Source organism: Paraburkholderia sp. MM5477-R1, from assembly GCF_050436385.1.
Classification (GTDB): Bacteria; Pseudomonadota; Gammaproteobacteria; order Burkholderiales; family Burkholderiaceae; genus Paraburkholderia; species Paraburkholderia tuberum.
This window is the reverse complement of sequence record NZ_JBNDMC010000007.1, coordinates 1,534,038-1,554,133: the sequence shown is the minus strand read 5'-3', so window position 1 is coordinate 1,554,133 and position 20,096 is coordinate 1,534,038. Positions and strand designations below refer to the sequence as shown.

Sequence of the window (20,096 nt, the reverse complement as noted above, 5' to 3'; positions counted from 1 at the left end):
GCGGCGCGCGCCGGTCAATGCGCGCGCGTGCTCGGCGCGGGCGTCGCGGGTTTGGCCAACTGCTCGACGAGAAATTCGACGAAAGCCCGCACGCGCGAGGTCAGGTAGCGCGCGTGCGGATAAAGCAGGATGAATGGCCGCGTGCGTCCGCCCGCTTCGCGCAACACTTCCACGAGCCGACCTTCGCGCAGGTCGTCCTCCACGACGAAGCGATACGTCTGAAACAGGCCCGCGCTGGCACGCGCGAGCGTCACGCCGGCGAGCGCGTCGCCCGAGGTTCCATAGCTGCCCTGCGTCAGCACGTCGCCATCTTCAGGCGAACCCTCGAAGGTCCAGGCGAGATGGCGCCCGCTGCTCGGCAGTTCGAACTGGATGCACTCGTGCGCCCGCAGGTCCTCGACGGTTTTCGGCACGCCCGCGCGCTTCAGATAGGCGGGCGCCGCCACCACGACCATTTCCGCGTCTTCGAGCTTGCGCGCGACGAGATTTGAATCGGCCAGTGCGCGACCGCGTATCGCGAGATCGAAACCTTGTTCCGCAAAGTCGATGTTGCGATTGCTCAGGTGCGTCTCGACCTGGACTTGCGGATAGCGCTCGCGAAACGCCGGCAATAGCGGCAACACGCGATAGTGTCCATACGGCGTCGGCATGCTGATGCGCAGCACGCCGGCCGGCGTGGTCTGCTCGCCCGTCACTTCGCGCTCGGCGTCCATCAGTTGCGACAGGGCTTGCCGGCACTGCTCGAAGTAGCGCCGCCCCGCGTCGGTCAGACGGATCTGGCGTGTAGTGCGCACGAACAGGCGCACGCCGAGCCGTTCCTCGAGCCGCGCCACCGAGCGGCTCACCGCCGCCGGCGTGACACTCGCGGCGTTGGCCGCCAGCGTGAAGCTACCCAGCTCCGCCGCGAGGCAGAAGAGCTCGATGCTGCCCAACAGGAGATCGTCGAATTTGCGTTGCATGCCTGTCCGCCTTTGTTTTGTTGGCTCGAGAACCCGTCGATCGCGGCCGCGCTGGACCGAATGCATGGGGTGCGGAACTGAGGCGGGAAGCTAATCGGACATCGGCCCGCGCATGCCCACGCGTGCCGATGTGTTCCATCTGTGCGCTGGTATTGAAGCTGGACTGCTAGTTCCACACCGATTGCAACCGCTCGATACTTTCTCGCGTTTCGCGTTCCAGTTGCGCCATCAGTTCGCCGGCCGGCAACGAGCGCGCAAGCGGCGCGGCCTGGCCCGCCCATTGCGCGCCGTAGCCGAATTCACCCTTGGCCTTGGCGGCTGCATTGAGCGCCTTGCCCGCGTCATAGGTGATCGGATAGGACGGCGTGCGCGGGGCTTGCGGGTCCTCGCCGAGCGCGGTGAAGCGATTGACGATGCTGCGCGCGAGCCGCCCCGAAATGACCGACGTGAACGTCGTCGAGCGTGCTGCATCGCTGAGCAGCGCGCGGCGATAGCCGTCGTCGATCGAGGTTTCCGGGCACGCGACGAACGCCGTGCCCAATTGCGCAGCCTGCGCGCCCAGCGCGAGCGCGGCCGCGATGCCGGCGCCGTCCATGATGCCGCCCGCCGCGATCACGGGCAGGTCGAACTCGCTCGCGAGCAGGCGCGTCAGCGCGAACGTGCCGAGGCGTTCGTCGCGCCCGGTCGTGTCGAACACGCCGCGATGACCGCCCGCTTCGATGCCCTGCGCGACGATCGCATCGACACCCGCCTCGACGGCCGCCGCCGCTTCGTCGAGATTCGTCGCGCTCGCCAGCAAACGGATGCCCGCGTGCTTCAGTTGCGCGATCACCGCATCGGGCGGCAAGCCGAAATGGAAGCTCACGACGGCCGGCTTCTCCGCGAGCAGCACCGCCTGCATCGCGGTGTCGACGACGAAGCTCGTGTAGATCTCGCTGAGCGCTTGCGGCGGCGTCGCGCCGTATTGCCGGAACACCGGTTCGAGCCAGTCGAGCCATGCACGCTCGACGGCCGCATCGGGTGTCGCCGGGCGATGGCAGAACACGTTGATGTTGAAAGGCTTCGTCGTTAGCTCGCGAGTCTGTTGGATCGCGCGGCGCGCGTTCTCCGCGTTCATCGCGGCAACGCCGAGCGAGCCGAGGCCGCCCGCGTTCGACACCGCGGCGGCCAGCGCCGGCGTGGTGACGCCGGCCATGGGCGCCTGAATGATCGGCTTGTCGATGCCGAGCGTGCGCAGTAACGCGCGATTATCCGCTTGTGTGCTCATGTTCCCTTCCCACCGGATGCGTTAAACGATTCGATGTGCCTGCCAGCTTGCCAGCATGTCAGGCCCCAGCGCGGCGGTGCGCCCAGCCCGCGAGGCCGCCGCAAGCGATCAGCAGCGCGCCGGTCACGAAGAACACCGCGTGCAGCCCGAGATGAACGCCGATCACGCCGCCGATCACCGGTCCCACCACCTGGCCGCTGAATTGCGCCGATTGCAGATAACCAAGCATGCGGCCGGTCCTGCTTTCATCCACCGATTGCCGCGCCAGCTTGCCGATCGAGGGCAACAGGCCCGCGAGCGTCATCCCCATCAGCACGCGCAAAGCCGCGAGCTGCCACCAGTGCGTGACGAAGGCTTGCGGCACCATCGCCAGCCCCGTGAGCACGAGGCAGACAACGATCACGCGCCAGCTCCCGAACCGGTCGGCCAGCGCGCCGAGGCGCGCGGCCGTCAGCATGCTTCCGAGCGCCGAGCATGCCATAACCACGCCGGCCACGCGCGCAAGATGCGTGGCATTCACGCCAAGGCCGCCGATATACACGGTGATGATCGGCTCGATCGACATGTTGGCGAGCAGCACCATCATCGCGGTCACGAGGAGCGCGGCCACCACCGCGTAATTGGTGCGTCGGGCGGGCGCGTCGGCGGTGCCGCGCGCATGAGCTTTCGCGTCGCTATCCGGGTGAAACTCTTCCTTCACCACGAAGATGGTGAGCAGCGCCGCCGCCGCGATCATCGCCCCGCCCGCGAAGAACGTGCCGCGAACGCCGATCCAGTCTGGCAGCACGCCGCCGATGAGCGGCCCGACCAGATTGCCCGCGAGCGCGCCCGTCGAAAGTATGCCGAGCGCCCAACCCGCGCGCTCGCGCGGCGCCTGGGTGCCCACCATCACCGTGGAAGCCGATGCATAGCCGCCCACCAGACCAGCGATCAGACGCAGCGCGACCAGTTCGTAGACATTGTGCGCCACGCCGATCAACGACATCACCAGGGCCATACCGATCGCCGCGCGAACGAGCATGGGTTTGCGGCCGAAACGGTCGGCCAGACGCCCCCACAGTGGCGCGGTAAGAGCGGTGCCGAGGAAGGTCGCGCCGAAGGCGATGCCCGACCACTGGATCACCGCGGACGGCGAGCTGACGCCGAGTTGCCGCACGTAAAGCGGCAGGAACGGCAGCAGCATGCTGAGGCTCACGAGCGTCGTGAACGAGCCGATCACGCAGACGACCAGATTGCGCCGCCAGTACTGGAGGTTGCGCTCGGCGTAGCCGCGTGGCCGCGCGTCGTGCTGCAGGTGCGTCGGCACGAGCGCCGCCGGTGAAGAGGAAACCGTGGCATTCATTTCACGCTCCGTGCGGAAAACAGATCGACGGCGAGTGCGAGCAGAAGCGCCACCGCGCCAATCGCGTAGAGCACCAGATAATTGCCGCCGCTTGAAGAGAACACGAACGAAAGACCGTAGGCCGCCAACGCCTGCATCACGGCGAAGCTCGTCGTCGCGCGGCTCCATGCGTCCTTGACGGCGGACGGATGGTGCGCGAGCAGCTCGTTCACGCGACCGAGCGCCAGCGGCACGATGCCCGGCGTGAACGCGCCCACGACAAATGCGGAGACCATCAGCCCCGTCGACCCGAATAAGCCCGCGGCCAGGATCGCGACCGCAGCGGCCTGCACCAGATACGCGACGCGCAGCGCGCGGCCGAAACCCGCGCGATCGGCGAGATGCCCTGCCGCGAGCGGCCCGACGATCGCGCCCAAGCCGTACAGCACCCAGAACTCGGCGCCCGCATCGACGCCGCGGCCCAGCCCGCGCGCCACGAAATCGACGAGGAACAGCATGTGCGGCACGAGCCCCACGGCGTTCAGGCCATATTCGACATAGAGCGCGCGCAGGCCGGCGCGGGGATACGCAGGCGCTGTTTCGAAGCGCGAATGAGCACCGGCGTGCGCGGGCGCCGCGTGCTCGGGCCAGCCGTTCCACGCCACGGCGGTCAACACGAGCGAAACGGCCGCGAGCCCGAGCCACGTCCACGTGAGCCCCTGACGCAACAGAATCGGCACGATCGTGCCCGAGGCCGCGATGCCGAGCCCGATCCCCGTGAAGATGCCACCGCTCGCGAAGCCCCGGCGCGCCGCCGGCACGTGCGCGAGGATCGTGGGTGCGGCGAGCACCATCAACGCGCCGCCCGAGAGCCCCGAGGCCAGGCGCCAGATGAAAAACCACAGGAACGACACGGGCACCGCGCAGGCCACGAAGGCGATGGTCGCGAGCAGCATCATCGCGCGCAGCACGGTGGCGGGTTTCGCCACGCGTACCATCGCGCCCGCCAGCAGTGCGCCGGCCAGATAGCCGCCGAGGTTCGCCGCGCCGAGATAGGCCGCGCTCGAGGCGGGAAACCAGTGCGCGCCGATGATAGCCGGCAAAAGCGGCGTATAGGCAAAGCGCGCGAGACCGATGCCGATCAGGCTCGCGCTGGCCCCGGCGAGCGTGCCCCGCCAGACGTTGTAGCCGGCCGGAGCGGCCGGATTCGAGATGGCTTGCTGCATGACGACTCCCATGTACCGGCGCTGTTAAGCACCCGATGAATATGGGAGCCAGTCTAGAACGACTCGCATCTCGGGAGAATCACCGCACTGCGTAAGTCATTCTTCCGCGCGGCGATCGAATCAGCGTCGATCGGCGTCGGTGATTTGCTGAGCCCGCTCGAAATACTCGCGCAGCAGCGGCGTGGCGAAATCGACGAAACCGCGCACCTTCGGCACCGCAAGGCGCCCGTGCGGCGTCACCAGGTTGACGGGCAACGGCGCATGCTCGCTGTCGCGCAGCACCATTTTTAGCGCGCCGGCCTTGACCTGCTCGGCCACGTGATAGGAGAAAAGCCGCGTGACGCCATGCCCGGCCACGGCCGAAGACAGCGCAGCGCGAATCGTGTTGACGATGAAGCGCGGCGTGAACCGGACGACCTGCGGCAGCGCCGTTAGACGGGCCGCCGGAAAGCTCCACGAATCGAGCCCGAAATGCGTCATCGAGATGATCGGATGGCTGGCCAGATCGGCGGGGACATCGATGGCCGGGTGCGTGGCGAGATAGTCGGGCGAAGCGACCACCACCCGCCTCACCTCGCCCACCGGAATGGCGACGAGCGTGGAGTCCTGTAGATGAGCGATGCGCAACGCCACGTCGATGCCCTCGTCGACGAGGCTCACGGGCCGGTCGAGCAGGTGCAGGCGGATCGACGCCTGGGGATGGCGATCGAGAAACGAATCGACAATCGGGCGCAACACCTCCTCGCCCACCGCCACCGCCGCCGTCACGCCTAGCAGTCCGCGCGGCGCGGAGCGCTCGTCGGCTGCGAGCAGGTCCGCCTCCTCCAGATCCCCGAGGATGCGCCGGCACGCCAGCGCATAGCGCTCGCCCGCCTCGCTGAGCCGGATCGTGCGCGTGGTGCGGTGTAGCAGCGGCGTGCCCGTGTGCGTCTCCAGAAACGCGATGGCCCGGCTCACAGCCGCGGGCGAGCGGCCCAGCCGACGGCCTGCGCCCGCCAGACTGCCCTCGTCGAGCGTGGCGACGAATACCTTCATGGCGTCGATACGGTCCATTGCGTGTTTGAGCTTGAGATTGGGCCTAGGTGGCGCCGCAGTCTTTTAGGGCGGTGAGTTCCGGCACGATCTTAGCGGAATACGAGAAGCGACAGCGTGGCATGCACGGCTGCACAATCGTAAGACTGAATGTGGCGCTAGTGGGGCGCTTGGCATACCCTGAAGAAGTTGTTCAGCAGATCCTGGTACGCTCCGCTGCCGCTAGCGGGCTGGGTACGTCAAATGTCGCGAGCACCGCGAGCTTGCTGCGCCCGTGGTGATGGCACTCCGCGTGCAAGCTCAGCCAGCGTTTTTTGTGGCGTCTCAGCCTCAACGTTTCCATCCCGTTCGCTCGACCCGATGACCAACCTCAAACATTCATCCGCGACCGCGACGGCGACGCGAATCGCAGCCGGCGATGACCGCACGCAATACGACTCTTTCTCGATCCTGTTGCATTGGATCACGGTGATTCTGGTGTTGGCCCAATTTGGACTCGCCCAAACCTGGGGGTTTGCGCCTAAACCCACGCGTCACCTGATGATCGTTTCCCACATGTCGTTTGGAATATTGCTTTCGGCCGTGTTGATCGTGCGCATTGGGTGGCGTCTGATACCCGGACATCAAACTCCCGTGTCTGCCGCGGGATGGGTCGAGCGGGCCGCGAAAGGCGTCCACTATGTTCTGTACGCGCTGCTGGTCGGCGAAGCGGTACTGGGTTTCGTACTGCGATGGTCCGGCAACGAATCGATGAGCTTTTTCGGGCTGCTGATGCCCTCTCCGTTCGCGCCGACCAGTAAGGCGACGCATCACGCCATTGGTGAGGCTCATGATTTCGTCGGCTGGGCCATCATCGTCATCGCGGCGGGACATGCCGCCGCCGCGCTGTTTCATCACTATGTGCTGCGCGACGACGTGCTCAAGCGCATGCTGCCGGGCAAAGCGGGCGACGCGTAGGCCGCTCACTTGCCCGCCCGGCGCTCGACCGATAACGAAACAATCGGCTTGCTCGCGCTGAAGCACACCCATTCGGGTGTGAAGGCGCGCGAGCGCTTTCCTGCAGACTGGCGCGCGCTTCAGCCGGACCTTCGCCGCAACAAAAGGGCGCGCCCGTGACAGCGCGCCATCCTCGCGTGTCAGTCGATGGTCAACCGCTTGCGATCGCCCGACGCCTTTTTCGGCAAGCTGAGCGACAGCACGCCATCCCTGTACTCGGCTTTCGCGTTCGCCTCGTCGACCTCGCCGCCGAGCGCAAACGAGCGGCTGAAGGTGCCGGCGTAGCGCTCGCGGCGGATCACCCGCCGCGACGACGCGTCGTTGATCCACGTCAAGCGTGCCCGCCCGACCCGTCACGCGCAAAACCTGAAAAACCCGCTATGCAGCAGCACGGGCCTGGCGCCGATCTCGTCGAGCAGACGCCGGGCGGCCTGTTCGATCTGGGAACGGTGCGCGAGGAACGCCTGGAGCAGATCGTCTTCCCGCAGCGAGCGCGCGCCGAAATGGTCTTCGAGCGCCTCGGCCGTGATCGCGCACTGCACGGGCCGATCGTCGACGAGCGCCGCAAACGCCAGCACCAGATCGCGGGCGCAGTATTCGGGCATGCAGGACGGAAAGGAAATGTGCATGGTGACGCCCCCCACGGGCATGAAGTGCCGCATCGGCGGATGCGAGGTAGCGGACCCGCCGCGACGTCTCCAGCTTAATCACGCAATCCACGGCGGATTTGACGTACGTCAAGGCGGAGTCGCGCACGGTCCGCGCAGGCCCCGTTTGCCGCGGCCCTGTCAGCGCGAACGGGTCATTCGCCCGTGCGCGTCACGGAACCCACAGCGGCGTCGCTGCGTCGAGCGGCGGCGTCGATCGTCTGCCGCAACGCCTTCAGTTCAGCGTGCAGGCGCACGATTTCATCGTTCAGATGCTTGATATCCCGATGCATCTCGCGTCGCAACGCCCTCTCTTCCTTGCCGATGAATGCCGCGGCGATGCTCGCGAAGACCAGCGACAACATGCCGTAGCCGAGCAGCACGACAAATGCCGCGAACACACGCGATGCGGGCGTCGTCGGCGCGATGTCGCCATAGCCCACCGTCGCGCTGCTTTCGAACGCAAGCCACAGCCCTTCGGAGTACGAGTGCACGTGTGGTTCGAGCCAGTAAAATCCGGCGCCGGCCATCGCGAGCACGAGCGCGCCGGCGAGCAGCAGCCACATCAATCGGTTCGGCGTGACGAATTCGCGCAGCGACAGCACGATGCGCAACGCGACGACACCCATGAACGACAGCCGCAGCAGCCATTCGACGGGCTGCCACGGCGGCGTTCCGAAACCGGTGCTGAGCGCCGCGCCCAACGCGATGAGCAGGTCGAGCCAGTTGTTCGCGAGCAGCGTCTTCGGCCGTCTGCTCAGATGGGCCAGCCAGGTGAGCGACAACGCGAAGCCGGCGAACATGCCGACGTATAGTGTCCGCGACAGGCTCAGCGCCAGCGGCGTGGGCACCGTCAGTTCGACGTAGAACGCGGGGATCGCGCAAAAGCTCAGCGCGCACAGCCCCCAGCGCAGGCGGCGCCATGCCCGCACGGCGCGCGGACCGTCGTGCGCGCTGGCACCGCCCAATCCGTAGCCGCCGAGGCCGTGGTCGATCATGTGGTCCGTCATCGCGCGAATGGCTTCCGGCCTGTCGGGTTTCGCGCGATATCGTCGTGGTGCCGCAAACGCACCGAGGCCGCGCGATCATCGTTGCAGGCTAACCGACCCGCGGCTGTCAGCCTTGATGCAGATCAGTGCTGGTGCAATGCGTGCGCGATCAGCCTGTCAGAACGGGTGCAGCACCGCTTGCGCGACGCCGGCCGCCACACACAGCACGACGACCGCAAGCGGGGGCACCTTCCAGCGCAGCAACAGCAAAAAGCCGATGCACGCCACGGCGAAATCCGTCGCCGACAGGACCGCGCTCGTCCACACCGGCGAATAGAGCGCGGCGGCCAGCAGGCCGACCACCGCGGCATTGACGCCGGCAAGCGCCGCCGCCATCGCCGCACGCGCGCGCAGCGCCTGCCACCACGGCAATGCGGCGAGAACGAGCAGCAGACCCGGCAGAAAGATGCCCACTGTCGCCAGCAGTGCGCCGCTCCAGTGTCTGGGTGGCAGCGCCATCATCCAGCCGAGAAACGCCGCGAACGTGAACAGCGGTCCGGGTACGGCCTGGGCCGCGCCATAGCCGGCCAGGAAGTCGTTGGGCGCGACCCATCCGGTCGCGACGGTTGCCCGCTGCAACAACGGCAGCACCACGTGGCCGCCTCCGAACACGAGCGCGCCGGAGCGATAGAACGCATCGAATACGCGGATGCCTTGCGAGGTCCCGCTTGCCGCCCATAGCGGCAACGCGAACAGCAATGCGCAAAAGACCACTAGCGCGACGATGCCTGCCGTGCGCGACACCTGAAAATCGCCGGCCCGCAGAGGAATGGCGCGTGGCGCCTGCACCGCCGTGGTCCGGCACAGCGCGACACCGAGCACGGCGCCGGCGCCGATCACGATCAGTTGGGCGTAGACGGTGCCAGGCACGCTGAGCAATCCGAGCGATGCGAGCGCGATCGCCGCGCGGCGGCGATCCGGACACAGACGCCGCGCCATGTCCCAGACAGCCTGCGCGACGACGGCCACCGCGACGAGCTTCAGGCCGTGAATCACGCCCGTGCCGAGCGCGCCGCCCAGGTCCGGCGCGATCGCGGCAAAGGCCAGCATCACGAGTACCGACGGCAGCGTGAAGCCGCACCAGGCCGCTAGCCCCCCACCCCACCCGGCCCGCAGCAGCCCGATAGAAAACCCCGCCTGGCTGCTCGCGGGTCCCGGCAGAAATTGGCACAGGCCGATCAGGTCGGTGAAGGCTTCATCGTCGAGCCAGCGGCGCCGCTCGACGAACTCGCGCCGGAAGTAGCCGATGTGAGCGATCGGACCGCCGAAACTGGTCAGCCCGAGTTTCAGGAAGACGATGAAAACCTCGATCACGCGCGTGAGCCGTGAGCGGCGCGGCGACGACAAATCAGTATCCATGGATGTGCGGGTTCGAGCGCTGCCGATTTCGAGAGCCGGCGGGCAAGGCGCCGTCGACGGGCTTCGTGTTTGACGACGCACAGTATAGAGGCCTACGGCGCGACCACGCGCCGCACCCGCGCTTGATCTGGGTCAATCGCGCCCCTTGCTTCCCGCAACACACTGGTCGCGACATCCAGAGCACTGTTCGAGTCATGCGCGCAGCCGCGCCGCCGATCGTTGGATATCGGCAGTCGCGGTGTGCCCGTCGCATATCACTCATTCAAGCCAGCGAGGAGACTATGTCCACTGTCGCCATCAACCATCAAGCGCCGGAAACGGCGGCCCCGCCGCTTCTGACGGACACGGCCATCGACGGCATGGCCGCCTACGAAGCGCTCGTCAACGAAGCGCGCAGCGACCGGACCGGCTTCTGGGCGCGGCTCGCGCGCGAGCATCTGAGCTGGCACCGGCCCTTCACCAAGGTACTCGACGAATCGAGCGCACCGTTCTTCAAATGGTTCGACGACGGTCTGTTGAACGCGTCGTACAACTGCCTCGATCGTCATCTGCACGACGGCAATGCCAACAAGACCGCGATCATTTTCGAGGCCGACGACGGCAGCGTGACGACAATCACCTACCGGCAACTGCATGCGCGCGTGTGCCGCCTCGCGAACGCGCTGCGCGCGCGCGGCATCGCGTGTGGGGACCGCGTGATGATCTATCTGCCGATGTCGATCGAAGGCGTCGTCGCGATGCAGGCCTGCGCGCGCATCGGCGCGTTGCATTCAGTCGTGTTCGGCGGCTTCTCAGCGAAGTCGCTGCATGAACGGATGGTCGATGTCGGCGCCGTCGCCGTCATTACCGCCGACGAGCAGATGCGCGGCGGCAAGAACCTGCCGTTGAAATCCGTCGTCGACGAAGCGCTGAAAATGGCAGGCACCGACGGCATCCATACCGTGATCGTCTATCGGCGTACGGGCGGCTCGATCCTGTGGGACGAACCGCGCGACTGCTGGCTGCACGAACTCGAAGCGGCCCAACCCGACACCTGCGAGCCCGAATGGGTCGGTGCCGAGCATCCGCTGTTCGTGCTGTACACGTCCGGTTCGACCGGCACGCCGAAGGGCGTGCAGCACAGTACGGCGGGCTATCTGCTGTGGGCCGCCGTCACGATGAAGTGGACCTTCGACCTCCGCGCGGACGACGTGTACTGGTGCACGGCCGACATCGGCTGGATCACGGGACACAGCTACATCTGCTATGGCCCGACCGCGGTCGGCGCGACCCAGGTGATTTTCGAGGGCGTGCCGACGTGGCCGGACGCGGGACGGTTCTGGGAGATGATCGCGCGGCACAAGGTCAGCATCTTCTATACGGCGCCCACCGCGATCCGCTCGCTGATCAAGGCCGCCGAGACGGACAGCGGCGTGCATCCGCGCCGCTTCGACCTCGACTCGTTGCGTTTGCTCGGCACCGTCGGCGAGCCGATCAATCCGAGCGCGTGGGAGTGGTTTGCGCGCGAAGTCGGCGGCGGGCGCTGTCCGGTGCTCGACACCTTCTGGCAAACCGAAACGGGCGGCCACATGATCACGCCGCTGCCGGGCGCAACACCGCTCGTCGCGGGATCGTGCACGTTGCCGCTGCCTGGCATCGAGGTGGCGATCGTCGACGAAACCGGCTGCGAACTGCCGAACGGCCAGGGCGGGCTGCTGGTCGTCAAGGAGCCGTGGCCGTCGATGCTGCGCGCGATCTGGGGCAATCCCCAGCGGTTCCGCAGCGGCTACTACCCCGCGGACCTGGGCGGCAAGCTCTATCTGGCCGGCGACGGCGCGATCCGCGATGCGCAGACCGGCTACTTCACGATCACCGGCCGCATCGACGACGTGCTGAACGTGTCCGGCCACCGCATGGGCACGATGGAAATCGAATCGGCGCTCGCCGCGCATCCGCTGGTCGCGGAGGCCGCGGTCGTCGGCAGGCCCGACGAGACCATCGGCGAAGCCATCGTCGCGTTCGTCGTGCTCAAGGGACCGCGCCCGCAAGGCACCGAAGCAAGGCAGCTCGCCGACCAGCTGCGCGCGTGGGTCGGCAAGGAAATCGGGCCGATCGCCAAGCCGAAGGAAATCCGCTTCGGCGACAGCATGCCGAAGACGCGCTCCGGCAAGGTCGTGCGGCGTCTGCTGCGTTCGGTCGCGAAGGGAGAAACGCTCGCGCAGGACATGTCCACCGTCGAAAACCCCGCCGTGCTGCGGCAGTTCGGCCACCACGAGTAAGCCCCCCCGGATCGATTCAGGAGACTTCACGATGAAACTCACCACACCCAACCCCGCATCGCTCGGCCTTGCGGCTTTCGCGCTGACCACCTGGCTGCTCAGCATGATCAACGCAGGCTGGTTCAGCGGCGGCTCGCTCGGTCTCGTGCTCGCCGTCGCGTTCGCGTTCGGCGGCAGCATGCAGATCGTTGCCGGACTGATGGAGATTCCGCGCGGCAACACGTTCGGCGCCACCGCGTTTCTGAGCTATGGCGCGTTCTGGTGGTCGTTCGGGCTGTTTGCGTTGTTCCTGCACGAGCAGGTGCCGGCCGCGTTCGTCGGCTGGTATCTGCTGTTGTGGGGCGTCTTCACGTTCTATATGTGGATCGCGACGTTCCGCTCATCGCGCGCGCTGCAGTGCGTGTTCGTCGCGCTGTGGGCAACCTTCTTTCTGCTCGCGGCCGGCGAATGGCTCGGTTCGGCGACACTGCGGCACGCGGGAGGCTATGGCGGACTGCTGACCGCGCTGCTGGCGTTCTATCTGTCGGCGGCGGAGATCATCAACGAGTCGTTGGGCCGCACCGTGCTGCCAGTCGGCGCGAAACCCGGGCTCGTCAAAATGCAAACGGTCGGCGCCGCGGTGGTGACGCGTTTTGCGGAGTGACTGATTGCGCGCATTCGGCGCTTCACCAAGCCCGTCGCGAATCCGACATGCGCGGCGGGTTTTGTCGTCTGGCCGTGCTCATTCAGGCGCGCAATTCGCCCTCGATCGTGCAACGGGGCGCCATCCCATGCCCCCTGGCTTTGCCACGTCCCCGGGACGGATACCACTTGTGGCGCGCGCACGTCCAAGCACGATGCCGATCACCGTTTCGATCTGCCTCGCCTAAGCGGTACGGCTTTCGTTCTCACCGAGCTTGCTGGTCATCGGGGTTCCCTGCCGCTTGCGTCGCGCCCGCGCGTTCGTGCGTCGCCCGTTCGACGAGCGCGCGAATGCGCCCGCTCAGACTGTCCCGCAGCGTGTCGTCGAGCGCGTTGCGCAGCCACGCCGCGGGGGCCGCGTCAGTGTGCGCGTCGTCCGCCGAGCTCAGCTTGTCGCGCACCCACGTCGTCACCTCCGGCGCGACGCCGTCGAACACGCCGGCGGCGAGCGCCGCGAGCAGCGCGATCTGATCGACAACGCGCAACGCGTTGAAACGCGGCTGCGTTAGCAGCGCGCGAATCCGCCTGCCCCGCTCGATCTGCGCGTTGACGCGTGCGTCCGCGAGACCGCCGAAGCGGCTGAACATCTCCAGTTCGAGAAACTGCGCATAGTCGAGCCGCAAGCGGCCCGCGACGTCGCGCAGCGCCGCATGCTGCGCCTTGCCGCCGACCCGGCTCACGCTCAGTCCGACATCCACTGCGGGCCGCTGGTTCGCGGCGAACAGCGCGGCGTCGAGCACGATCTGTCCGTCCGTGATCGAGATCAGGTTGGTCGGAATGTAGGCCGACAGATTGCCGGCGTCGGTCTCGGCGATCGGCAGCGCGGTCAGCGAACCGCCGCCGAGCGCGGGCGACAGTTTCGCCGCGCGTTCCAACAGTCTCGCGTGCAGATAGAAAATATCGCCGGGATACGCCTCGCGTCCGGGCGGCTCGCGCGTGAGCAGCGCGAGTTCGCGATGCGTCGCCGCGTGCTTGGTCAGGTCGTCGATCACGATCAACGCGTGCTGGCCGCGATCGCGAAAGAACTCGGCGATCGACACACCCGCGAACGGCGCGATCCATTGCAGTCCGGGCGGCGCGGCCGCCGAGGCGACGACGAAGATGCAGCGCTCGAACGCGCCATGCTCGCGCACGGCATCGATCACGCGCTGAACCGCCGTCGCGCGCTGCCCGACGGCGACATACACGCAGATCACGTCGCTGTGCTTCTGATTGACGATCGCCTCGACGGCGAGCGAGGTCTTGCCCGTCGCGCGATCGCCGATGATCAGTTCGCGCTGCCCTCGCCCGATCGCGAACAGCGCGTCGACGACGAGCACGCCCGTCTGCAGCGGTTCGCTGACGAAGTCGCGATCGATGATCGCGGGCGCCGCGCGCTCGACAGGCAAACGCGCGGTGGTCCCCACCGCCTCGCCGTCATCGAGCGGCCGGCCGAGCGGATCGACGACGCGGCCGAGCAGCGCGTCGCCGACCGGCACGTCGAGCACGCTGCCGGTCCCCACGACGCGCATGCCGGCCCGCACCGCGTCGCCGCTATCGAGCAGCACGACGCTCGCGCTCGCCACGTCGAGCGAATGAATGAAGCCGCGCACGCCGCATTCGAGTTCGACGACCTCGTCGAGCGCGGCGTCGGGCAGACCCGACACGAACGCGATGCCATCGGCGATCTGTTCGACGCGGCCGATGCTCGCCGCCCGCGGTTCGAGCGCGACGCGCGCGAGCGCGGCGCGTTTGCGCACGAGCCACGCGTCGGCGGTGTCAGCGCGCGTGGCCATCGTCGCGAAGCAGTTCACCGTGAATCTGGTCGAGCTGATCGCGCCAGCTATTGCGCACCACGGCGTGCGCGCCCGACAGTTCGAGCCCCGCGAGCAGCGTGCGGTCGATGTCGGTATCGAACTCGAGGCGCTGTGCGAAGGCGGCCGCGAGCGCCGTTTCGCACGCGGCGCGCTCGTCCGGCGTCAACGCGCGCGGCGCGCTAACACGCAGCGGCACGTCCCCGGCAAGCGCGGCGCGCGCGCCGGGCGACAGCCGGCGCACGCCGTCCGCGAGTCCGTCGATGAACCCGGCAACGCGCAGGTCCTCGGGCGAGCGGTCGAGCAACTGGTCGAGCAGCTTGCCCGCGATGTCGACGGCGAGTTGCGCGGCCGCCGCCGACGCGGCTTCGGCCTCGCCCGCGCGCTCGCGCTGCCGGGCCGCGGCCGCCTGGGCGCGCAGCCGCTCGGCCTCGTCGTGCGCGGCGTCGAGCAGCGCCGCGTGCTGTGTGCGCGCGTCGGCCTCGATCGTCGCGAACGCCTGCGCGCGCTGCGCGGCGAGTTGCTCTCGTTCGGCCCGCAGCGCCTCGCGTTCGGCCTGCGCCGCGAGCTTCGCGGCGTTCGCGTCGCCGGTCAGCGCATTCGCGCTCGCCTGTCGCTCCGCGATGATCTTCGCGACCGGACGGAACAGGAAGCGCGCGAGCAGCCAGACCAGAATCAGCGCGTTGAGCGTCTGCAGCGCGAGCGTCGACCAGTCGATTTTCATCGCATGCCCTACTTGACGAACGGGTTGGCGAACAGCAACAGCAGCGCGACCACGAGGCAATAGATCGCCATCGTCTCGATCATCGCGAGCCCGACGAACAGCGTGCGCGACAGCGTGCCCGCCGCATCGGGCTGCCGCGCGATCGCGTCCATCGCGGCGGCGACCGCGCGGCCCTCGGCGAGCGCGGGCCCGATCGCGCCGAACGCCACGGCGAGCGCGGCGGCGGCGATGCTGACGATTTCGATGAGGTTCATGCCGGTCCTTTCTGATTGTCGTGAACGGCGGCGCGCGACTCGCCGACGGCGGCGCCGATGAATACCATCGCGAGCACCGCGAAAATGTAGGCCTGCACCGCGCCGGTCAGCAGATCGAGCGCCATCAACGGAATCGGCACGAGCAGCCCGGCCAGCGACAGCACGATGCCGACCACGAAGACGCCGCTCATCACGTTGCCGAACAGGCGCACCACCAGCGAAAACGTGCGCGTGATCTGCTCGACGACGTTCAGCGGAATCATCACCCAGGCCGGTTCGGCGAACGTCGCGAGATAGCCGCGCCAGCCGCGCGAGCGCACGCCGCACACGAGCGTCGCGGCGAGCACGACGAGCGCGAGCGAGGCATCCGTTTCCAGGTGCGCGGTGGGCGGCTCGACGCCCGGAATCAGCGACGACCAGTTCGCGATCAGCACGAACAGGAACAACGTGCCGATCAGCGCGCGATACGGCGCGGGCTCGGTCTGCATCGTGTCGCGGATTTGCGCGTCGAGCGTGCCGACCAGCAGTTCGAGCGCGGTCTGCGTGCGCGACGGCATGATGGACAGCTTGCGCGTGAGCCACAGCGAGACGACCGTCATGACCGCCATGATCACCCACGTGACGACCACGGGCGTGGTGATCACGAGCGGACCGAGGCGTACGAGCGGCTCGGTGACGAGCGGCGAATGAATCACGACGTCGCTCGCCGCATGCCGAGCGCCACACCGCGCGCCCACAGGAAACCGCCGATGCCGCCGAGCAACGCGAACGCGCCCGCTTTCGCCAGCAGGACGAATAAGGCGGCCGTCAGCGCGAGCCGCGCCAGTTGCAGCGCGAAGGCGCGCAGCACGCGTCCTCGCGCGAAGTACGCGACGTTCCAGCGCAGCGTCGCGAAGTGCAGCGCACCGCTCAGCAAGCCGACCGCCATTCCCGTGGCGGCAAGCGCGAGCGTGTCGGTGAAATGAAACGTGGTGGCGTCAATCACGATCTCTCCTTTGCTGTCGATGCATCCAGCGCCATGCGGACCATAGTCCGATGCCCGCGCCGATCATCAGAAGCGGCGCCGCAAAAAACACCCGCGTACCGGCGATGCGGTCGAGCCAGCGCCCGAGCGCGAGGCAAAGCAGGATCGGCAGCACGATCGTCCAGCCGAGAATGCCGATCTGGCCGAGTCGCGCGCCCAGCGACGGCTCCGGATTCGCGCGCCCGGTCCGCTCGCGGCTCGCCGCGCGCTGCGCGGCTTGCGCGACGCGATCGGCGGGTTCGCCAGGTTCGGCGCGTTTGCCATCCGTTTTCCCGTTTGCCTTGCCGCCAGCAGGCCGCATCGTCATCCCGGTTCTCCACGTGTGGCTTGCGGGCGCAGATAGCGCAGCATCTGGCGCACGGCCTGCGCGTGCAGACGCGTCTGCTCCACGCGCGCGCGCCGCATCGCGTCGAGCTGCGCGGCACGCGCGCGGCGCACGTCCGCTTCGAGCGCTTCGAGCGAGTCGCCCTGCACCGCTTCGCGGCACGCAAGCGAGACGGCCGTGCCGTGCGACACGATCAGCACGCCACCATCGACGGCACAGTAATGCTCGCCGCCATCCGCCGTGCGCCAGCGCACCACCGATGCGCTCAACAGCGTGACCATGTCCGCATGCCCCACGCGCACGCCAAAAGCTCCGCTTTCATCCTCGGCGCGCAACGACACGACCGGCAAGCCGTCGACCATGACGCGCGCCGGTGTCGCGATCGTCAGAGACAGGCCATGCCGGGGCATCGCACACTCCTCGTCACGCCGCGACGGCGCTCGCGGCCGCCGACCTGCCGCGGGCTTCGTTGTCGCGCGCCTCGTCCAGCGCGCCGACCATGTACAGCGATCGCTCCTGCCAGTCGTCGCACTCCCCGGCGAGAATCGCCTTGCAGCCGACGATCGTCTCGGCGAGCGCGACCGTTCTGCCGGGCTGTCCGGAGAACGCTTCGGTGACCGCGAACGGCTGCGTCAGAAAGCGCTGCAGACGGCGCGCGCGCTGCACGGCGCGGCGGTCGTCGATGCCGAGTTCCTCGATACCGAGCAACGCGATCACGTCCTGCAGCTCACGCTGATGTTCGAGCAGGCGTCGCACCTCGTTGGCGAGCGCCGCGTGCTCCGCGCCGACGACGAGCGGATCGAGCAGGATTGACGACGACGCGAGCGGATCGATCGCCGGATACATGCCCTCGGCGGCGAGCGCGCGCGACAGCACGATCATGCTGTCGACGTGCGAGGCGATCGTCGTCACGGCGGGGTCGGTGAAGTCGTCGGCGGGGACGTAGACGGCCTCGATCGCCGTGACCGCAGCGTTGCCCACCGACACGATCCGCTCCTGCAACGCTGCTACCTCGCTCGCGAGCGTCGGCTGATAGCCGACCCGCGACGGCATGCGCCCGAGCAGCCCCGACACTTCCGCTCCCGCCTGCACGAAGCGAAACACGTTGTCCATCAGCAGCAGCACGTTCTGGCCGCGCTCGTCGCGGAAGTACTCGGCGATCGTCAGCGCGGTGAGCGGCACCCGCCAGCGCGCGCCAGGCGGTTCGTTCATCTGTCCGTAGACGAGCACGGCGCGCGGCAACACGCCCGAGCCGCGCATGTCCGACAGCATTTCGTGCCCCTCGCGGGAACGCTCGCCGACGCCGGCGAACACCGACATGCCACCATAGCGCGCGGCCATCGCGTGAATCAGCTCCATCACGAGCACCGTCTTGCCGACGCCCGCACCGCCGAACATCGCGGCCTTGCCGCCATGCGCGAGCGGTGTCAGCAGGTCGACGATCTTGATGCCGGTCTCGAACAGCCGCGTGGCGCCGCGCTGCGCCGCGAGCGGCGGCGCGGCGCGATGGATCGGCCTGCGTTCCACGGTCTCGGGCACAGGCTCGCCGCCATCGCGCATCACACCGGCGACGTCGAGCAGTCGGCCGAGCACCGCGTCGCCGACCGGCACCTCGATGGGGCCCGCGCCGACCCGCACGGCGGCGCCGCGCGCGAGGCCCGCGGTGGCCTGCAACGCCAGCGCGCGCACCGTGCGCTCGCTGGTGTGCGCCTGCGCTTCCGCGAGGATCGAGGTCCCGTCCGGCCGCGTGATCCACAGCGCGGTATCGACTGGCGGCAGTTCGTGCGTGTCGAACTGGACATCGACGACCGCGCCGCGCACGGTGCTCACGCGCCCGCTTGCTGCGACCGTAGCCGTGGGCGGTGCGGTGTTTTGACGGCCTGCGCTCTCTGCAATTGGCACGTGGCGCTCCAACGATCAGTTGCAAACCCCTTCACGCTGACGAATCGTCCAGCATCAAATCGGGACCGTCTATGACGCTTCGATCAACACCTTCAGCGCGCGCGTGCTCGACGCGCGGGAGAACGTTTCGTAAGCCGAAAGAATATCGTCGAGCCGGAAGCGATGCGTGATCAGACGCGTGGGATCGATCCGCCCCGCCTTGACTGTCTTCATCAGCATCGGTGTACTGACGGTATCGACGAGACGCGTCGTGATCGCGATGTTGCGATCCCACAGTTTTTCCAGATGCACATCACACTTGACGCCGTGCACGCCGATGTTCGCGATCGTTCCACCCGGCGCGACCAGTTGCTGGCAAAGCTCGAACGTCGGCGGAATGCCGACCGCCTCGATCACGCAGTCGGCGCCTACCGATTCGGTCAGCTTCAGCACTTGCGCGACCGCATCGGCACGCGCGTTGTCGATGCAAGCGGTCGCGCCGAAGCGTTGCGCGACCTCGAGCCGGTTCGCGTCGGGATCGATCACGATGATCTGCGCCGGCGAGTAGAACTGCGCGGTCAACAGCGCAGCGAGACCGATCGGCCCGGCGCCGACGATCGCCACGGTGCAGCCCGGCTGAACCTTGCCGTTGAGCACGCCGCACTCGAAGCCGGTCGGCAGAATGTCGGACAGCATCACGAGCGCCTCTTCGTCGAGGCCAGCCGGAATGCGGTACAGACTGCTCTGCGCATGCGGAATGCGCACATATTCGGCCTGCGTGCCGTCGATCCGGTTACCGAGAATCCAGCCGCCCGTCGTGCAATGCGAATACATGCCGCGCCGGCAGTAGTCGCAGCGGCCGCACGAGGTGATGCACGAGATCAGCACGTGATCGCCGGCCGCGAGCCCGCTCACCGCCTCGCCGACCTGATGCACGACACCGACGCCTTCGTGGCCGAGAATGCGGCCCGGTTCGCAGGTCGGCACGTCGCCTTTGAGAATGTGCAGATCGGTGCCGCAGATCGTCGTGCGGGTGACTTTGACGATTGCATCGGTGGGCGCCGTGAGTTCGGGTATCGGCCGTTCGTCGAGCGACTTTTTGCCGGGACCGTGATAAACGAGTGCTTTCATGACGGACTTCTCCTATGGCCGGAATGAAACACGATGCGTGGCGGCAAACGTGTTCGCGCCTGAACCTCGTCGTGTCATGCGTCGGCTAGCGCCGGCGGGAACGTAATGCGTCACGCGCTTGCATCATGGGCCCCGGCGTGGCGGGCGGCTTGATCTGGGTCAAGCACTA

20 protein-coding genes and 1 pseudogene are annotated in these 20,096 nt (G+C 67.7%); 3 read left to right on the top strand and 18 right to left on the bottom strand.

Annotated elements, in window-relative coordinates:
* Positions 1-14 precede the first annotated feature (14 nt).
* The 5 genes from OKW35_RS35995 to OKW35_RS35975 form a co-directional block, all read right to left on the bottom strand.
* On the bottom strand, positions 15-959 hold the full coding sequence (locus OKW35_RS35995; RefSeq protein WP_184067618.1) for a LysR family transcriptional regulator: 945 nt from the start codon (positions 957-959) through the stop codon (positions 15-17).
* Positions 960-1,125: 166 nt separating this feature from the next.
* Positions 1,126-2,226, bottom strand: a complete 1,101-nt coding sequence (locus OKW35_RS35990; RefSeq protein ID WP_429554546.1) for an NAD(P)H-dependent flavin oxidoreductase — start codon at positions 2,224-2,226, stop codon at positions 1,126-1,128.
* A 58-nt stretch (positions 2,227-2,284) separates the two neighbouring features.
* Complete coding sequence (locus tag OKW35_RS35985; RefSeq protein ID WP_429554545.1) at positions 2,285-3,568, bottom strand: MFS transporter; 1,284 nt, start codon at positions 3,566-3,568, stop codon at positions 2,285-2,287.
* Positions 3,565-4,773 carry a YbfB/YjiJ family MFS transporter gene (locus OKW35_RS35980; protein WP_429554544.1) on the bottom strand — a complete coding sequence of 403 codons (1,209 nt, stop codon included), beginning with the start codon at positions 4,771-4,773 and terminating at the stop codon, positions 3,565-3,567. Before OKW35_RS35980 ends, OKW35_RS35985 begins: the two co-directional genes overlap by 4 nt.
* 120 nt (positions 4,774-4,893) lie before the next feature.
* Positions 4,894-5,826, bottom strand: a complete 933-nt coding sequence (locus OKW35_RS35975; protein WP_429554543.1) for a LysR family transcriptional regulator — start codon at positions 5,824-5,826, stop codon at positions 4,894-4,896.
* 339 nt (positions 5,827-6,165) lie between these two features.
* Here OKW35_RS35975 and OKW35_RS35970 point away from each other — a divergent pair, with 339 nt between their 5' ends.
* Positions 6,166-6,762 (top strand): cytochrome b, encoded by a 597-nt coding sequence (locus OKW35_RS35970; RefSeq protein WP_429554542.1) that lies wholly within the window; start codon positions 6,166-6,168, stop codon positions 6,760-6,762.
* A gap of 179 nt (positions 6,763-6,941) precedes the next feature.
* Here OKW35_RS35970 and OKW35_RS35965 read toward each other — a convergent pair.
* The 4 genes and pseudogenes from OKW35_RS35965 to chrA form a co-directional block, all read right to left on the bottom strand.
* Positions 6,942-7,109 (bottom strand): annotated as a pseudogene (locus tag OKW35_RS35965) (Hsp20/alpha crystallin family protein); the annotation flags it as partial.
* Between the two features lie 45 nt (positions 7,110-7,154).
* Positions 7,155-7,430, bottom strand: a complete 276-nt coding sequence (locus tag OKW35_RS35960) for a DUF1488 domain-containing protein (RefSeq protein WP_429488918.1) — start codon at positions 7,428-7,430, stop codon at positions 7,155-7,157.
* 173 nt (positions 7,431-7,603) lie between these two features.
* Positions 7,604-8,458 carry a potassium channel family protein gene (locus tag OKW35_RS35955; protein ID WP_429554541.1) on the bottom strand — a complete coding sequence of 285 codons (855 nt, stop codon included), beginning with the start codon at positions 8,456-8,458 and terminating at the stop codon, positions 7,604-7,606.
* 156 nt (positions 8,459-8,614) lie between these two features.
* On the bottom strand, positions 8,615-9,856 hold the full coding sequence (chrA, locus tag OKW35_RS35950; protein WP_429554540.1) for a chromate efflux transporter: 1,242 nt from the start codon (positions 9,854-9,856) through the stop codon (positions 8,615-8,617).
* A 359-nt stretch (positions 9,857-10,215) separates the two neighbouring features.
* On the opposite strand from chrA, the gene acs reads away from it, so the two are divergent.
* Together acs and OKW35_RS35940 are read left to right on the top strand one after the other, a co-directional pair.
* Complete coding sequence (gene acs, locus OKW35_RS35945; protein WP_429555116.1) at positions 10,216-12,114, top strand: acetate--CoA ligase; 1,899 nt, start codon at positions 10,216-10,218, stop codon at positions 12,112-12,114.
* 31 nt (positions 12,115-12,145) lie between these two features.
* A complete protein-coding gene (locus tag OKW35_RS35940; RefSeq protein WP_429554539.1) occupies positions 12,146-12,757 on the top strand; it encodes an acetate uptake transporter in 612 nt (203 codons plus the stop codon).
* A 244-nt stretch (positions 12,758-13,001) separates the two neighbouring features.
* Here the strand turns inward: OKW35_RS35940 and OKW35_RS35935 are convergent, their stop codons facing one another.
* The 9 genes from OKW35_RS35935 to OKW35_RS35895 form a co-directional block, all read right to left on the bottom strand.
* The gene (locus OKW35_RS35935) at positions 13,002-14,570 is read right to left on the bottom strand and encodes a F0F1 ATP synthase subunit alpha (RefSeq protein WP_429555115.1); all 1,569 of its coding nucleotides are present in this window, start codon (positions 14,568-14,570) and stop codon (positions 13,002-13,004) included.
* On the bottom strand, positions 14,554-15,312 hold the full coding sequence (locus OKW35_RS35930) for a F0F1 ATP synthase subunit B (protein WP_429554538.1): 759 nt from the start codon (positions 15,310-15,312) through the stop codon (positions 14,554-14,556). The genes OKW35_RS35935 and OKW35_RS35930 overlap by 17 nt, the downstream gene beginning before the upstream one ends.
* An 8-nt stretch (positions 15,313-15,320) precedes the next feature.
* The gene (locus tag OKW35_RS35925) at positions 15,321-15,566 is read right to left on the bottom strand and encodes a F0F1 ATP synthase subunit C (protein WP_090805166.1); all 246 of its coding nucleotides are present in this window, start codon (positions 15,564-15,566) and stop codon (positions 15,321-15,323) included.
* Complete coding sequence (locus tag OKW35_RS35920) at positions 15,563-16,261, bottom strand: F0F1 ATP synthase subunit A (protein ID WP_187612782.1); 699 nt, start codon at positions 16,259-16,261, stop codon at positions 15,563-15,565. Before OKW35_RS35920 ends, OKW35_RS35925 begins: the two co-directional genes overlap by 4 nt.
* Entirely contained in the window at positions 16,258-16,551 is a 294-nt protein-coding gene (locus OKW35_RS35915; RefSeq protein ID WP_311540827.1) for an ATP synthase subunit I, read from the bottom strand. The genes OKW35_RS35920 and OKW35_RS35915 overlap by 4 nt, the downstream gene beginning before the upstream one ends.
* Positions 16,544-16,897 (bottom strand): AtpZ/AtpI family protein, encoded by a 354-nt coding sequence (locus OKW35_RS35910; RefSeq protein ID WP_429509848.1) that lies wholly within the window; start codon positions 16,895-16,897, stop codon positions 16,544-16,546. The genes OKW35_RS35915 and OKW35_RS35910 overlap by 8 nt, the downstream gene beginning before the upstream one ends.
* The gene (locus tag OKW35_RS35905; protein WP_090805169.1) at positions 16,894-17,325 is read right to left on the bottom strand and encodes a F0F1 ATP synthase subunit epsilon; all 432 of its coding nucleotides are present in this window, start codon (positions 17,323-17,325) and stop codon (positions 16,894-16,896) included. Before OKW35_RS35905 ends, OKW35_RS35910 begins: the two co-directional genes overlap by 4 nt.
* Before the next feature lie 13 nt (positions 17,326-17,338).
* On the bottom strand, positions 17,339-18,745 hold the full coding sequence (atpD, locus tag OKW35_RS35900) for a F0F1 ATP synthase subunit beta (RefSeq protein ID WP_429554537.1): 1,407 nt from the start codon (positions 18,743-18,745) through the stop codon (positions 17,339-17,341).
* A gap of 141 nt (positions 18,746-18,886) precedes the next feature.
* Positions 18,887-19,927 (bottom strand): zinc-dependent alcohol dehydrogenase family protein, encoded by a 1,041-nt coding sequence (locus OKW35_RS35895; protein ID WP_429554536.1) that lies wholly within the window; start codon positions 19,925-19,927, stop codon positions 18,887-18,889.
* Positions 19,928-20,096: the final 169 nt, after the last annotated feature.

Excerpts from the sequence above, each read along its gene's own strand:
- OKW35_RS35995 (WP_184067618.1), bottom strand. The coding sequence starts at position 959 with ATGCAACGCAAATTCGACGATCTCCTGTTGGGCAGCATCGAGCTCTTC.
- OKW35_RS35990 (WP_429554546.1), bottom strand. The coding sequence starts at position 2,226 with ATGAGCACACAAGCGGATAATCGCGCGTTACTGCGCACGCTCGGCATC.
- OKW35_RS35985 (WP_429554545.1), bottom strand. The coding sequence starts at position 3,568 with ATGAATGCCACGGTTTCCTCTTCACCGGCGGCGCTCGTGCCGACGCAC.
- OKW35_RS35980 (WP_429554544.1), bottom strand. The coding sequence starts at position 4,773 with ATGCAGCAAGCCATCTCGAATCCGGCCGCTCCGGCCGGCTACAACGTC.
- OKW35_RS35975 (WP_429554543.1), bottom strand. The coding sequence starts at position 5,826 with ATGGACCGTATCGACGCCATGAAGGTATTCGTCGCCACGCTCGACGAG.
- OKW35_RS35970 (WP_429554542.1), top strand. The coding sequence starts at position 6,166 with ATGACCAACCTCAAACATTCATCCGCGACCGCGACGGCGACGCGAATC.
- OKW35_RS35960 (WP_429488918.1), bottom strand. The coding sequence starts at position 7,430 with ATGCACATTTCCTTTCCGTCCTGCATGCCCGAATACTGCGCCCGCGAT.
- OKW35_RS35955 (WP_429554541.1), bottom strand. The coding sequence starts at position 8,458 with ATGACGGACCACATGATCGACCACGGCCTCGGCGGCTACGGATTGGGC.
- chrA (WP_429554540.1), bottom strand. The coding sequence starts at position 9,856 with ATGGATACTGATTTGTCGTCGCCGCGCCGCTCACGGCTCACGCGCGTG.
- acs (WP_429555116.1), top strand. The coding sequence starts at position 10,216 with ATGGCCGCCTACGAAGCGCTCGTCAACGAAGCGCGCAGCGACCGGACC.
- OKW35_RS35940 (WP_429554539.1), top strand. The coding sequence starts at position 12,146 with ATGAAACTCACCACACCCAACCCCGCATCGCTCGGCCTTGCGGCTTTC.
- OKW35_RS35935 (WP_429555115.1), bottom strand. The coding sequence starts at position 14,570 with ATGGCCACGCGCGCTGACACCGCCGACGCGTGGCTCGTGCGCAAACGC.
- OKW35_RS35930 (WP_429554538.1), bottom strand. The coding sequence starts at position 15,312 with ATGAAAATCGACTGGTCGACGCTCGCGCTGCAGACGCTCAACGCGCTG.
- OKW35_RS35925 (WP_090805166.1), bottom strand. The coding sequence starts at position 15,566 with ATGAACCTCATCGAAATCGTCAGCATCGCCGCCGCCGCGCTCGCCGTG.
- OKW35_RS35910 (WP_429509848.1), bottom strand. The coding sequence starts at position 16,897 with ATGACGATGCGGCCTGCTGGCGGCAAGGCAAACGGGAAAACGGATGGC.
- OKW35_RS35905 (WP_090805169.1), bottom strand. The coding sequence starts at position 17,325 with ATGCCCCGGCATGGCCTGTCTCTGACGATCGCGACACCGGCGCGCGTC.
- OKW35_RS35895 (WP_429554536.1), bottom strand. The coding sequence starts at position 19,927 with ATGAAAGCACTCGTTTATCACGGTCCCGGCAAAAAGTCGCTCGACGAA.